Raw genomic sequence first — 13948 nt, forward strand, 5'->3', positions numbered from 1 at the left:
TCGCGCCACGAGGCGCGGCCGCTTCGGCGGCCGGCCGCCGGAAGCAGCATCTGCGCACGCCTTCGAAAGTATCGCGTCATGGCCGGCCGCATCCTCGTCGTCGACGACGACCCCATCCAGCGCCGCCTGCTCGAAGAGGCGGTGCGGCGCTTCGGCTACGAGCCGGCGAGCGCCGACAGCGGCGTCGCGGCGCTGAATTTTCTGTCAGAGGCACAGGGCGCCGAGGTCGATCTCGTCGTGCTCGACCTCGTGATGCCGGAACTCGACGGCATGGGCGTGCTGGAGCGCCTCGCCGCGCGCGGCTTCGACAAGCCGGTGATCGTGCAGACCGCCCGCGGCGGCATCGACACCGTCGTGGGGGCGATGCGCGCGGGCGCCTTCGACTTCATCGTCAAGCCCGTCGGCCACGAACGGCTGCAGGTGGCGATCCAGAACGCGCTGAAAGTGACCGCGCTCGAAGGCGAGATCCAGCGCCTGAAGCGCACCGCCGCCGGCACCCTCACCTTCCGCGACCTCGTCACCCGCGCCCCCGCCATGGAGCGGGTGATTCGGCTCGGCGAGAAGGCGGCCGGCTCGTCGATCCCGATCCTGATCGAGGGCGAATCGGGCGTCGGCAAGGAGATGATCGCCCGCGCCATCCAGGGCACCAGCGAACGCCGTCAGCGCCCCTTCGTCACCGTCAACTGCGGCGCGATCCCGGAAAACCTCGTCGAGAGCACGCTGTTCGGCCACGAGAAGGGTGCCTTCACCGGCGCCGTCGACCGCCACGTCGGCAAGTTCCAGGAGGCGCACACCGGCACGTTGTTCCTCGACGAGGTCGGCGAACTGCCCCTCGACATCCAGGTCAAGCTGCTGCGCGCGATCCAGGAGGGCGAGATCGACCCGGTCGGCGCCCGCCGTCCCGCGAAGGTCGACATCCGCATCATCTCGGCCACCAACCGCAACATGATCGACCTCGTGACCGCCGGCCGCTTCCGCGAGGATCTCTACTACCGGCTCAACGTGTTCCCGGTGTTCGTGCCGCCGCTGCGCGAGCGCCGCGAGGACATCCCGGAGCTCGTGCGCCACTTCATCACCCGTTTCGCCGCTGAGGAGGGCAAGCGCCGCGTCGCTTCGATCCGCCCGGACGCGATGGCGCTGCTCGAGAGCTATGCCTGGCCGGGCAACATCCGCCAGCTCGAGAACGCGATCTTCCGCGCCGTCGTGCTCTGCGACGGCGCCACCCTCACCGTCGACGAGTTCCCGCAGATCGCCGCCCAGGTCGGCCACGCCTCGGCGATCCGCCGGGTCGAGGCGCCGGACGCACTGCCGGTGCCGACGTTCGCCGGCGTCGCGGTGAACACCGCACCCCCGGCCCCCGCCCCGCCGCCGGCTTCGCCGATGATCGGCACCGCGATCCAGGGCGCCGGCAGCGACCCCGCGCCGTTCGGCTTCATCCGCTCGCTCGCCGACGACGGCCACGTCCGCACGCTGTCGGCGATCGAGGAGGAGATGATTCGCCTCGCCATCGCCCACTACGGCGGCCGCATGGCCGAGGTGGCGCGCCGGCTCGGCATCGGCCGCTCGACGCTCTATCGCAAGCTGCGCGAGTTCGGCCTCGGCGACGATGTCGCCGACGACGGGGCCGCGGAGGCCGGGACTGTGGCCGCCGAGTGACGCGGCCCGGGAAATATGATGACCGGTGCCGGCGCGCCTTGCGCCGGACGCCATCGGGGACCGAAATCGAACCAGCGCAGACCGCTTCGCCGGGCCTGCCCTTGCCGGGATGGATGAGCATGAGAGACGACGCGGTGATGCTGCCCCGAGTTGCGATCCGTCCGGCCGCCGGCCTGCGCCGGGGCGCCCGCCTCGCCACGCGGCTCGCGGCCGGTCTCGGCCCTCGCCTGCTGCTCGCCGCCGCCCTCGCCGCGCTGCCGGCCACAGCCGGCGCCGAGCCGGCGCCCGAACGCTTCGCCGCGCTGTTCCCCGCCCCCGTCGGTCCGGCGCCCGAGGCCTTCGGGCCGCCCGGGCCGAGCGACCCGGCCTTCGCCGAACCGGCCCGCCCGGGTCCCGGCCCCGATCTGCCCCCGCCCGAAGCGGCCGCGCCCGGCGCCGACCCGGCGAACGCGCCCGCCGCGACCAGCCGGCTCGCCCTCAGCCTCGAAACGCTGCTCGCCGTGGTCCCGGCCGAAGGCAGCACGGCCGCGAAGAAGCGCCGCGCCGCCGTCGCCGAATTCTACCGTGAGCGCGACTACGCCCCGGCGTGGATCGTCGACGGCCGCTTCGGCACCGCGGCCCGCGCCGTCGCCACCGTCATCGCCGCCGCCGGCGACGAGGGTCTCGACCCCGCCGCCTTCGCCATGCCGCGGCTCGGCGCCGGCGACATCGCCGTGCCGAGCGACTGGGCCCGCGCCGAACTCGACCTGAAGCTCAGCCTCGCGGTGCTCGCCTACGCCGAAGCCGCCTCCGGCGGCCGCGTCGCGCCGCGCGCGATCAGCCCGCTGATCACCCGCACGCCCGGGAAGATCGACCCGATCGCCGCGCTGCAGGACGTGCAGGCCGCCGCCGACCCCGCCGCCGCGCTCGCCGCCTTCAACCCGCCGCACGAGGACTACCGCCGCCTGAAAGCGAAGCTCGCCGAGGTGCGCGCCCGCCCGGTCGCCGTGCGTCCGGCGCCGATCCCGGACGGCAAGACCCTGAAGCCCGGCATGCGCGACGACCGCGTCGCCCTGCTGCGCGCCCGCCTCGGCGTCTCCGGCGTCGCCGTCGACGCCGACGTCTACGACAACGATCTGGCGGCCGCGATGCGCGACTACCAGCGCGGCGCCGGCCTGTCCGACGACGCCATCGTCGGCCCGCGCACCATCGCCATGCTGAACGGCGAGGGCCGCGACGAGGCGGGCGAGATCGTCGCCAACATGGAGATGTGGCGCTGGATGCCGCGCGACCTCGGCACCGACCACATCTTCGTCAACGTGCCGGAATTCATGGTGCGCATCCGCCGCGGCGGCACCGTGGTGCACGAGGCACGCGTCGTCGTCGGCACGGTGAAGAACCAGACGCCGGTGTTCTCCGACAGCATGTCGTTCATGGTGGTGAACCCCTACTGGAACGTGCCGCACTCGATCGCCTCGAAGGAGATGCTGCCCGAGATCAAGGCGAACCCGGCCGGCTATTTCGCCCGCCGCGGCTACGAGGTGGTCGCCAACGGCAAGGTGGTGGATCCGAGCCGCATCATCTGGGACGAGAACGCGATCCGCGCCGTGCGCATCCGCCAGCCGCCGGGCGAGCGCAACGCCCTCGGCCACATCAAGTTCATGTTCCCCAACGAGCACGCGGTCTACCTGCACGACACCCCGTCGCGCGACCTGTTCGAGCGCAACTACCGTGCCTACAGCCACGGCTGCGTCCGCGTGCACGAGCCGTTCGCGTTCGCCGAGGCGATCGTCGCCGGCGAACCCTCCCTCACCGTCGATCAGGTCAAGGCCCTCGTGGGCGGCCGCGAACGCCGCCTCGACCTCGAAAACCACCTCGCCGTCCACCTCGCCTACTTCACCGCCTGGGTCGACGACACCGGCGTCCTGCAGGTCCGCGACGACCTCTACGGCCACACGACGAAGGTGAAGAAGGCGCTGGGGATGTGATCGATCTCCCTCTTTCCGACGCCGGACCGACAGGTCCAGTGCGGTAGAAGGCGATGGTTTCCCGCGCGGCCCGGTGGTCTGCTACGACCGGGGCCGAGGGGGAACGCCAGATGTCGCGCTTGCCAGATCACGCCGAGAACCATCTCGTCTCCCGCATCGGCTGGCTGCGCGCCGCGGTGCTCGGCGCCAACGACGGCCTCGTCTCGACGGCGAGCCTCGTCGTCGGCGTCGCGGCCGCGGCGAGCGGAACGACCGAGGTCCTGCTCGCCGGCACCGCCGGCCTCGTCGCCGGTGCGATGTCGATGGCGGCGGGCGAATATGTCTCGGTCAGCTCGCAGTCCGATACCGAGCGCGCCGACCTCGCGCGCGAAACCCGCGAACTCGCCGAACAGCCGGAACTCGAACTGCAGGAACTCGCCGACATCTACGTCGGGCGCGGCCTCGAACCCGCCCTGGCGCGCGAAGTCGCCCGGCAGCTGATGGCGAAGGATGCGCTCGGCGCGCACGCCCGCGACGAACTCGGCATTCTCGAACAGACCGTCGCCCGCCCGGTCCAGGCCGCCCTCACCTCGGCCGTCACCTTCTCGATCGGTGCGGCGCTGCCGCTCGTCGCCACCCTGCTCGCCCCCGCCGGCCTCGTCGTGCCGATCGTCTCCGCCACCTCGCTCGCCGGCCTCGCCCTGCTCGGCGCCGTCGGCGCCAAGGCGGGCGGCGCCGCGGTGCTGAAGGCCACCCTCCGCGTCAGCTTCTGGGGCGCCCTTGCGATGGCGACGACCGCCGGCATCGGCGCGCTGTTCGGTACGACGATCGGTTGATCCCGGAGGGGGAGCAGCAGTTGCGCGCGGTTACTCCGCCCCGTCGGCCTCCAGCCGCGCCGCGCGCAGCACGAGCCGGCGGAGCCAGGCGTGATCCGGCTCGCCATGCACCCGTTCGTGCCAGACCATCCGATAGCCGAAGTTGGGCAGCTCCAGCGGCGGCTCGACGAGGCGCAGGCGGCTGTCGTCGGCGAAGTTCGTCGCCGCGCGGCGCGGAATGGTCAGCACGAGGTCCGAACTCGCGGTGACGAGCGCGGCCGTCGCAAAATAAGGGATACGCACGGCGACGTGCCGACTGAGGCCGAGCGCCGCGAGCGCCGTATCCACCGGCCCCGCCTTGCCACCACCGACCGTGACGAGGATATGCGCCGCCGCGACATAATCCTCGAGGCGCATACGGCCCTCTTCGGCCCGCTGCAGCGCCGGATGACCGGCGCGCACCAGGCAGGCGAAGGTCTCGCGGAAGAGGTCGCGCGTCCGGAGGTTCGGCGGCACGGGATTGTCGCTGTAGAACGCGAGGTCGACGTTGGCCTCGCCGAGGTTTCGGAAAGCCTGGCCGTCGATGGGAACCACCTGGACGCTCGCCTTCGGCGCCGCCGTGAACATCAGGCCGGCGAGGCGGGGCAGCACGACGGTGGCGCCGTAGTCCGTCGTAGCGATCCGGAACACGCGGTCGGTGCTCGCGGGATCGAAGGGCGGCCGTGTCGCGAGCAGGTCGCGCAACCCGGCAAGCGCCTGCTGCGCCGGTTCGAGCAGCTCGCCGCCCCGGATCGTCGGCCGCATGATCGTGCCGGACTTCACGAGCAGCGCGTCGTCGAAGATCAGTCGCAGCTTCGCCAGCGCCCGGCTCACGGCCGGCTGGCTCATGCCGCTCCGCTCGGCCGTGCGCGTGACGCTGCGGGTTTCGAGCAGCGTCTTCAGCACCACCAGCAGGTTGAGGTCGATGCGGAAAAGATCGTCGTCGCCACCCATCCCGCCCTCGCCCGGCTGCCGTGCGCGCGTCACGTTATCCGCTGAGTGAATAACGCGTATCGCGTCACGCCGGTTTCTGCAAGACGAGGTGACCAGTACCATGGCGAGCATTCGGGGGTCGCACGCAGCGATCCTCAATCTCACTCGAACATGGGAGATGGTTCCTTGAGTAAATATCTGTTCAACCGGCGCAGCATCATGTTGAGCGCTGCCGTCGCCGTCCCCGCGGTCACGCTGATCGGCGCCGCAGCTGCACAGTCACCGGCCGCCGCGACCGCGAATGCCGGCTATTACCGCTTCAGCGTCGGCGAAATACAGGCGACCGTGCTGAGCGATGGGCTTATCAGCGGGCCGACGCGCATCTATGCCAGCGACGCCGCCGAGATGGACCTGCACGAAGCCCTTCGCCTCGCCTTCCTGCCGACCGACACACTGACGCTCAACCTCAACACGCTGCTGATCGAGACCGGCGGCCGCCGCATCCTGATCGAGGCGGGCGCGTCGCAGACCATGGGGCCGAACGGCGGCCGGCTGTTCGACAATCTCGCCGCGATCGGCCTCGGCCCGGACGACATCGACATCATCGTGGTCTCGCACACCCACCCCGACCACGTCGGCAACCTGCGCAGCGCCGACGGCGGCAAGGCCTTCCCGCGCGCCACCGTCTACGCACCCGAAGCCGACTGGGAGTTCTTCGTTCGCGGCGAGCCGGATCTCTCCTACATGCCCGTCAACGAGGAGTTCCGCCGCCGCTTCGGCGCCGCGATCAAGCGGAGCGTCGAGCCGATCGCCGCTGACGTCGTGCTCTACCAGGCGGGCGACGAGATCGTTCCCGGGCTGACGACCCTCGCCGCCCCGGGGCACACGCCGGGCATGGTGTCGTTTCTCGTTCACTCGGGCCCCGACCAGCTGCTGCTGACCGGCGACCTCGCCTATCATCCGGTGGTGAACATCGATCGCCCGTGGCGGCCGGGACCCGATCGCGACAAGGACACTGCGCTGCAGTCGCGCCGGCGGATCTTCGACCAGGCGGCGACCGACCGCCTGCTGGTGCTCGGCTTCCACTACCCGTTCCCGGGCCTCGGCCGCATGCTGAAGACCGACGGGGGATATGCCTGGGTGCCGGCGAACTGGCAGTTCTAGCATGGCCGCGAGCGTAAACTATTACCCCGCGCAAAATCAATGAAGCTGATTTTACTTTAAGCGAGTACTGGCAGCAAATGGGTTAAACTTAACATCTACTCAAATGAAATCTATACGACTAAATCGCGCGATAATTACTCGAATCATAGAATTAATAAAATTCCAAATTCTATTTGGAAGACAAGTTAATTCGTCCGCATTCTTCTTCGATCGAAGCGACAATTGTCTCAGTTAAATGGATTAGTTTTTCTAATGTTGGAACCACGAGCTCGCCAGCAAAAGCGTCTGGCCTAGAAAATACTATATTGAACTTAAATCGCGGCTTGCTTGTCGCAATAGTTCCAGGGCGCGCAACCGCATATAAAATTTCATTATGCTGTCGGTCCCACACTGGCCTGATCATAGCAAATCCGGTCGAGCGAAGAATAACTGTCGGCCCGAGGGAGGCGTCCGAAATAACAGTTGCGACCATTGATATGAAAGCGTGCTCGTTTACTCGACGCGAATCATTCATAGCCCAAAGTAAATCATTACCACCCGAGTACGGCTGAAATGACCTCATTAAGTTCAGAACAGATACCGGGATATCTTTGCACCGGCCCTTGATTGAATTCTCAAGATCTGACAATTTTTCAGCAAAAGGAAAATGACAATGCTTTGGGTTTTCCTTACCGCTGGCTACGGCCGACGCATATCCGGCCTGATCTAGAGCAGAACGCAAATTTCCTACGGCATCCGCCGAGATCGCAGAGAGTCGATCTGGAAATCTTTGCTTTAGTACGGCTCTATGCTCATAGTTTCCAGATTCAATATTTTTCTTTTTGATGTACTCATAAGTCTGAGTTGCGAAAAATAGATTTGTATCGCGATCAATTTCGTCCTTGAGCTCTCTTGCCCGACTAATGCGAATGCGAGCGCTTTGGAACAGACCTTCCATCGTCACCTCGAATGAAGCAGCTCGAAGTTAAAATTCATGGAATAGGCCGAATTTGGAATAAACTAATGAGCCAATTGAAAAATTGACTGCATGATCAATAACAGGGAGGCCCAACCGGCAAAAGAAAAAGATGGGAACAAGCTTCCGGACAAAACGCGCAAAAGCTAGACTCTGTCGGTCAAGCAACTACAGACGGACCCCATCTGAGGCAGAGTGGATGGTGGGCGTGACAGGGATCGAACCTGTGACCCCTACGATGTCAACGTAGTGCTCTCCCGCTGAGCTACACGCCCGGTCACCATCCTGCGGGGCCGCCGGTCACCCGGCGGCGTGGGCTGCGGTATAGCGAGGTTCTTTCAGGCTGGCAAGCGGGTTTCGACGCTTGATCGCAAGCCCTTTGCTCGCCCGGAAAGTCGCCGGTGAAAACGGCGGCTTTCCCTTGTCCGGCCGCGCGTGCCGGTCGTCCGCGCCGCCCGTTCAGGCGGCGAGCATGCGCTCGACCTCGCGGACGAGATCCTTCAGGTGGAACGGCTTCGAGAGGACCTTGGCGTCCTTCGGGGCGTGGCTGTCGGGGTTGAGGGCGACGGCGGCGAAGCCCGTGATGAACATGATCTTGAGGTCGGGATCGAGTTCGCTCGCGCGGCGGGCGAGTTCGATCCCGTCCATCTCGGGCATCACGATGTCGGTCAGCAGCAGCGTGAACGGCTCTTCGCGCAGCCGGTCGTAGGCGCTCTTGCCGTTGTCGAACGACACGACGTCGTAGCCGGCGTTCTGCAACGCACGAGCCAGGAAGCGGCGCATGTCGTTGTCGTCTTCGGCGAGCAGGATGCGGTTCATGTCGGGTCCCGAGGCTGGCGCGGCCGGACGGTGACGATCATCCGGCCCGAGAGGCAAACACATTCCATAGAGCGCCGCCACGGTAAACATCGGGTGAAAGCCCCTCGCCGCCGGCAACGCGGCGCTTAACTCTGTTTCCCCGGTACCGTTGCCTGAAAAGCACGTGAAGACCGGCGCTTCCGATGGACAGAGCCCCGGAAGTTCGGCACGATAATTCCTTAGCCGCAGCGGGCGGAGACCCCGGAAGAATGCGCGTCGTCGCCGAGCTGAAGATGGAGGACGGGTTCGAGATCGTCGAACCGGCCGAGCCGAAGGTGCCCTTCGTCTTCGATTCCCCGCATTCCGGCGACCTCTATCCGAGCAGTTTCCTTGCCTCCTCCCGGCTCGATTCGAGCCGGATCCGCCTCTCGGAAGACGCCTTCGTCGACCGGCTGTTCGCCGGCGTCGTCGAGCTCGGCGCCCCCTTGGTCCGCGCCCGCTTCCCCCGCGCCTTCCTCGACGTCAACCGCGAGCCCTACGAGCTCGACCCGAAGATGTTTTCCGGCCGGCTGCCGTCCTACGCCAACGTGCGCTCGCTGCGCGTCGCCGGCGGGCTCGGCACCATCGCCCGGGTCGTGTCGGAGACCGAGGAGATCTACGCCGGGCCGATCCCGGTCGAGGAGGCGCTGCAGCGCATCGAGACCTTCTATCGCCCCTATCACGCCGCGCTGCGCCGGCTGCTCGCCCGCACCCACCTGCGCTTCGGCCAGGCGGTGCTGATCGACTGCCACTCGATGCCCTCGACCTGCCGCAGCGCCGAGGCGCGGGGCCGCGCCGACATCATCCTCGGCGACCGCTACGGCACCAGCTGCGCCCGCATCCTGATCGAGTCCGCCGCCTCGATCCTGCGCGACCTCGGCTTCACGGTGTCGATCAACAAGCCCTACGCCGGCGGCTTCATCACGGAGCACTACGGCCGGCCGAGCCGCGGCCTGCACGCGCTGCAGATCGAGATCAACCGCGCGCTCTACATGGACGAGCGCCGCTACGAGCCGCTCGCCGTGTTCGGCGAGGTGCAGCGCAGGCTGACCCTGTTCGCCCGCGATCTGGTCGACACCCCGATCGCCGACGGCGGGCTCGCCGCCGCGGCGGAGTAGCGCAGGTTTTCCTTGTTCGGCGCGGGGGGCGCGGGGTATCCAGACCCGGTTCGCCCGCGCGCCCCGTGGGCCGCCCTCCTCCGGCCGGATCTTCCCCGGCCAAGCGATCCGGGACATCCCTCCATGACCGACGCCCCCTCCTCCGACGGCTTTGCCTGGCTGCCGTTCGTCGACCGCCTCGCCGATGCCGCGAGCGCGGCGATCCTGCCGCACTTCCGCAGCGCGATGGCGGTGGAGAACAAGGAGGCGCTCGCCTTCGATCCGGTGACCGTGGCCGACAAGGGCGCCGAAGAGGCGATCCGCGGCCTGATCGGTGCCGACTATCCGGAGCACGGCATCCTCGGCGAGGAATACGGCGACCAGTCGGGCGACGCCGAGCACGTCTGGGTCATCGACCCGATCGACGGCACCCGCGCCTTCATCTCCGGCCTGCCGGTCTGGGGCACGCTGATCGGCCTCAAGCGCCACGGCGTCCCGGTCTTCGGCATGATGGCGCAGCCTTTCACCGGCGAGCGCTTCTCCGGCGACGGCAAAAGCGCCTACTACACCGGCCCGGGCGGCGAGCGTCCGCTGAAGACGCGCAAGTGTGCTGCGATCGGCGACGCGACGCTGTTCACGACGACGCCGGCCCTCTTCAAGGGCGCCGACCGCGCCGCCTACGACCGCGTCGAGCGCGCCGCACGCCTGCCGCGCTACGGCTGCGACTGCTACGCCTACTGCATGCTCGCCGCCGGCCAGATCGACCTCGTCGTCGAGACCGAGCTGAAGACCTTCGACATCATGCCGCTGATCCCGGTGATCGAGGGCGCCGGCGGCGTCGTCACCAATTGGGACGGCGGCAGCGCCATCGAGGGCGGCCGCATCGTCGCCGCCGGCGACCCGCGCCTGCACGCCGCGGTGCTGGAGATGCTGGCGGGCTGAGGGCTCAGGCGTCCGGGGGCGTCCCGGGCTCCGCCTCCGACGCCGACTGAGACCCCGGCACGAAGGCGTCGAAGGCGGCGAGGAACTGGCGGCGGTAGCGGTCGGATTCCATCATGATCTCGTGGCGCGCGCCGGGCACGAAGACGTAGCCGGCGTTCTTCAACCGGCTCGCCATCCGCTCGATCGCCGCCGTCGAAACCAGCGTGTCCGCGCCCGAGCCGATGAACAGGGTCGGCACCGTCAGCTTCTCGGCAAAGCGGCGATCCTCGAAGGCGGTGATCGCGCCAAGCGCCGCCTGGATCCAGCCGATCGTCGGCGCGTCGATGGTGAGGTCCGGCTCCGCCTCGCAGAAGGTGGTCATCCGCGCGAAGCGCACCGGATCGTGGGTCAGCGGGTTGCCCTCGAAGGCGCGCACGACGGCGAGGTCGCGGGCGGGGCCGGGGATGTAGCGGCCCGCCATGCCGAGCATCGTCAGCGTCGCCGCGAGCCGCGCGACGTTCGCCCGCGACATCGGCGTCCGGCCGAACTCGAGGAACGGCGCCGTCAGCACCATGCGGGTGATCCAGTCGCCGCCGCCGCGCGCGGCGTGGCCGAGCAGCACGTTGCCGCCCATCGAATGGGCGAGCACGAACCACGGCCGCGGGCACAGCGGCTCGACCACCCCCTCCCGGAACACGGCGAGATCGCGCTCGTAGTCGGTGAAGCGGCGGACGTGGCCCTTGCGCGGGTCGGCGAGCAGCCGCGCGGAGCCGCCCTGCCCGCGCCAGTCGAGCGTCGCCACCGCGAAACCGCGCGCGAGCAGGTCGTCGATCACCTCGAAATACTTCTCGATCTGCTCGGCGCGGCCCTGGAACAGGCAGATCGTGCCGCGGCAGGCGTCCGGATCGCGCGCCGGCCACGACGCGGCGCGCAGCACGATGCCGTCGGCCGTCTCCAGCCGGTGCAGCCGGGCGCCGCTCGGCGTGGGGTTGAACGCGTATTCGGCGAGGCGCGCGGAGGGGGTCATGGTCGTTCCGGATCGGCGCCCGCCGCGCGGGCCGCCCCAGCCATAGCCTAGCCCGCCGCCGCTGACCACCCGCCCGGAGCGGGCCACCGACGAACGCGCCGGGTGGCGCGTGGCGGCCTCTTGAAACCCCGATTGACGGATCCCAGATCAGCGCTGCGGACGCCAAACCGGGTCCGCGGCACCTTCCAGCCGGCCCAGTCGGGCGGCATCGGCGAAGGGCCTTTTGAAGTCTGGCCGCGGCGACGACGCCCGGCCTTCTGGTCGCTCAATGGAGGACTATGACCATGCGTCAGTTCGATCTCAGCCCGCTCTACCGCAACACCGTCGGCTTCGACCGCCTGTTCAGCCTGCTCGACCAGGCCGTCGGCGGCCCCGAGACGCAGCCGAGCTATCCGCCCTACAACATCGAGCGCACCGGCGAGACCACCTACCGCATCACGATGGCGGTGGCCGGTTTCAGCGACAAGGACATCTCGATCGAGTCGCGGGAGCACACGCTCACCGTGAAGGGCGAGAAGCCCGCCGTCGACGGCAGCGAGAGCAAGCTGCTCTACCGTGGCATCGCCTCGCGCGCCTTCGAGCGCCGCTTCCAGCTCGCCGAGCACGTCGAGGTGAAGGGCGCCAGCCTCGAGAACGGTCTCCTGCACATCGACCTCGTCCGCGAGGTGCCGGAAGCCATGAAGCCGCGCCAGATCGCCATCGGCACCGCCGGCAACAGCGCCGCGCAGCTCGAGGCGACCGCCGCGTAAGGCCGACCCCCCGGCCGAGACCCGCCGGGCGTGATCGCGCGCCCGGCGCCGTGCCGGTGATCGATCCGCGCCTCGGGAGACCGCTCCCGGGGCGTTTTTCATGGGCGGGCTAGGGCCGCACGGCCTCACCGAAGGCCTCGATGAAGGCGGCGACGTCGGAAAGCCGCGTCGCATAGCTGGTGACGAGCCGCACCACGGTCTCGCCCTCGCCCGGCCCCTCGCCGGGCTCCAGCCCGCTCGCCGGCCAGTCGTAGAAGGTCGCGCCGCGCGCGCGCAGCCGGGCGGAGACGGCGCTCGGCCAGATCGCGAACACCTCGTTCGCCTCCACCGGAAACAGCAGCCGGGCGCCGGGCGTCTCGTCGATCACGCTGCCGAGGCGCGTCGCCATGTGGTTGGCGTGGATGGCGTTGTCCATCCAGTGGCCCTTTTCGAAGTAGCCCTCGAACTGCGCCGCGACGAAGCGGCTCTTCGAGATCAGCTGGCCCGAGCGCTTGCGGGCGTAGCCGAACTCCTCCGCGCCGCGCGGATCGAACAGCACCACGGCCTCGGCGCACCAGCAGCCGTTCTTGGTGGCGCCGAAGGAGAGCACGTCGACGCCCGAGCGCCAGCTCGCCTCGGCCGGCGAGACGTTGAGGGCGGCGAGTGCATTGGCAAAGCGGGCGCCGTCCATGTGCAGCTTCAGCCCGGCCTTGTGGGCGACGCCGGCGATCGTCGCCACCTCGGCCGGCGTATAGACCGTGCCGGCCTCGCTCGCCTGGGTGAGGCTCACCGCCATCGGCCGGCCGTGGTGCACGGCGGGCGGCTGGTAGCGCGCGATCGCGGCCGCAACGGTGGCGGCATCCAGCTTGCCGCGCGCCCCGGGCAGCGTCACGAGCTTGCCGCCGCCGGTGAAGAACTCCGGCGCGCCGCATTCGTCGACGGCGATGTGGCTCTGGTGATGGGCGAGCACGATGCCGCCCGGCTTCAGGATCGAGGCCAGCGCGAGGCTGTTCGCCGCGGTGCCGGTCGCGACGAAGAACACGGCGACGTCGCGCTCGAACACCTCGCAGAAACGGTCGGTGATGCGCCGGCTGAGATCGTCGGCGCCATAGGCGGGGTGGAAGCCGTTGCCGGCATTGGCGAGAGCGTTCGCCACGATCGGCGATGCCCCGGCCCAGTTGTCGCTCGAAAAATGCATTTGAATCTCTTAGGACCCCGGCTCCGCGCCATAAAGCCATCTCCGCGCACGGCTGGCCTGCAGCGGACGACGATCTCTGCCCGCGTCCCGGGCGCGTAATATTGTTGCGCCGCAGGCCGCCGCAGCTTGCGCTTCGTTGCTACTGTCTGGAACCGATCGAAATTTTCGCAACGACGGGGGCTTGGCGCGCTTGCCCCCCCGCCCGAATTCTGTCATAAGTCGGGCCGCGGATAGGACAGGAATACTGTCCCTTTGTACACTAACACGGTGGCGATGCCGCCGGGCGGTCATCTTGCCGCGGCAGCGGCAGCGCCGGGGCTGCCCAAAATCGCGGCAGTCGCGACGCGGCGGCCGAGGCGCAGCCCGCGTCGCGGCGATGTTTCGGCGGCTTCGCGGGGCCGGCACGCGAACGTCGCCCTGCGGCGACGACGCCGCGGAAACAGGCACGCGACGTGCTTGGCCGTGACGGGGCCGGCATGGCAGGGTTGGGACACGTCGGCGGCGGTCTTTGCGTCGTCGCATCGAAAGTGCATCCTGCGGGACTTCGAAATTCGGCTCCTGGATCCGCCCCGTGCGCGTCCGGGGGCCTGCGGTCGCCCCGGTGCCGACACGGCACGGCCGCTCGGCGCGGG

At 68.7% G+C, this 13948-nt stretch carries 12 protein-coding genes and 1 tRNA gene; 7 read left to right on the forward strand and 6 right to left on the reverse strand.

From position 1 onward, the window contains the following. Window positions 1–78 precede the first annotated feature (78 nt). The 3 genes from I5731_RS16545 (at window position 79) to I5731_RS16555 (ending at window position 4438) form a co-directional block, all read left to right on the forward strand. A complete protein-coding gene (locus I5731_RS16545; protein WP_197312513.1) occupies window positions 79–1656 on the forward strand; it encodes a sigma-54-dependent transcriptional regulator in 1578 nt (525 codons plus the stop codon). Window positions 1657–1775: 119 nt separating this feature from the next. Continuing rightward, window positions 1776–3623, forward strand: coding sequence for a L,D-transpeptidase family protein (locus I5731_RS16550; RefSeq protein ID WP_197312514.1), 1848 nt, complete (start codon window positions 1776–1778; stop codon window positions 3621–3623). A 110-nt stretch (window positions 3624–3733) separates the two neighbouring features. After that, a complete protein-coding gene (locus I5731_RS16555; RefSeq protein ID WP_197312515.1) occupies window positions 3734–4438 on the forward strand; it encodes a VIT1/CCC1 transporter family protein in 705 nt (234 codons plus the stop codon). Between the two features lie 30 nt (window positions 4439–4468). Here the strand turns inward: I5731_RS16555 and I5731_RS16560 are convergent, their stop codons facing one another. Beyond that, window positions 4469–5410, reverse strand: coding sequence for a LysR family transcriptional regulator (locus tag I5731_RS16560; RefSeq protein ID WP_197312516.1), 942 nt, complete (start codon window positions 5408–5410; stop codon window positions 4469–4471). 198 nt (window positions 5411–5608) lie between these two features. Between I5731_RS16560 and I5731_RS16565 the strand changes: the two genes are divergently transcribed. Beyond that, complete coding sequence (locus tag I5731_RS16565) at window positions 5609–6553, forward strand: MBL fold metallo-hydrolase (protein WP_197312574.1); 945 nt, start codon at window positions 5609–5611, stop codon at window positions 6551–6553. A gap of 169 nt (window positions 6554–6722) precedes the next feature. Here I5731_RS16565 and I5731_RS16570 read toward each other — a convergent pair whose 3' ends face one another. The 3 genes from I5731_RS16570 to cpdR form a co-directional block, all read right to left on the reverse strand. Beyond that, the gene (locus I5731_RS16570) at window positions 6723–7490 is read right to left on the reverse strand and encodes a hypothetical protein (protein ID WP_197312517.1); all 768 of its coding nucleotides are present in this window, start codon (window positions 7488–7490) and stop codon (window positions 6723–6725) included. Window positions 7491–7708: 218 nt separating this feature from the next. After that, window positions 7709–7783: transfer RNA gene (locus I5731_RS16575), tRNA-Val, on the reverse strand. 184 nt (window positions 7784–7967) lie between these two features. Further along, the gene (cpdR, locus tag I5731_RS16580) at window positions 7968–8327 is read right to left on the reverse strand and encodes a cell cycle two-component system response regulator CpdR (protein ID WP_197312518.1); all 360 of its coding nucleotides are present in this window, start codon (window positions 8325–8327) and stop codon (window positions 7968–7970) included. Window positions 8328–8575: 248 nt separating this feature from the next. On the opposite strand from cpdR, the gene I5731_RS16585 reads away from it, so the two are divergent. Continuing rightward, a complete protein-coding gene (locus I5731_RS16585; RefSeq protein WP_197312519.1) occupies window positions 8576–9463 on the forward strand; it encodes an N-formylglutamate amidohydrolase in 888 nt (295 codons plus the stop codon). Between the two features lie 123 nt (window positions 9464–9586). Beyond that, window positions 9587–10384 (forward strand): histidinol-phosphatase, encoded by a 798-nt coding sequence (gene hisN / locus I5731_RS16590; protein WP_197312520.1) that lies wholly within the window; start codon window positions 9587–9589, stop codon window positions 10382–10384. A 4-nt stretch (window positions 10385–10388) separates the two neighbouring features. Here hisN and I5731_RS16595 read toward each other — a convergent pair whose 3' ends face one another. Beyond that, window positions 10389–11390 (reverse strand): alpha/beta fold hydrolase, encoded by a 1002-nt coding sequence (locus I5731_RS16595; protein ID WP_197312521.1) that lies wholly within the window; start codon window positions 11388–11390, stop codon window positions 10389–10391. Window positions 11391–11674: 284 nt separating this feature from the next. Between I5731_RS16595 and I5731_RS16600 the strand changes: the two genes are divergently transcribed. Continuing rightward, entirely contained in the window at window positions 11675–12139 is a 465-nt protein-coding gene (locus tag I5731_RS16600; RefSeq protein WP_197312522.1) for an Hsp20 family protein, read from the forward strand. Between the two features lie 109 nt (window positions 12140–12248). Here the strand turns inward: I5731_RS16600 and I5731_RS16605 are convergent, their stop codons facing one another. Continuing rightward, entirely contained in the window at window positions 12249–13316 is a 1068-nt protein-coding gene (locus tag I5731_RS16605) for a threonine aldolase family protein (RefSeq protein WP_197312523.1), read from the reverse strand. Window positions 13317–13948: the final 632 nt, after the last annotated feature.

Origin of the sequence: Methylobrevis albus, from assembly GCF_015904235.1 — a bacterium.
Classification (GTDB): domain Bacteria; phylum Pseudomonadota; class Alphaproteobacteria; order Rhizobiales; family Pleomorphomonadaceae; genus Methylobrevis_A; species Methylobrevis_A albus.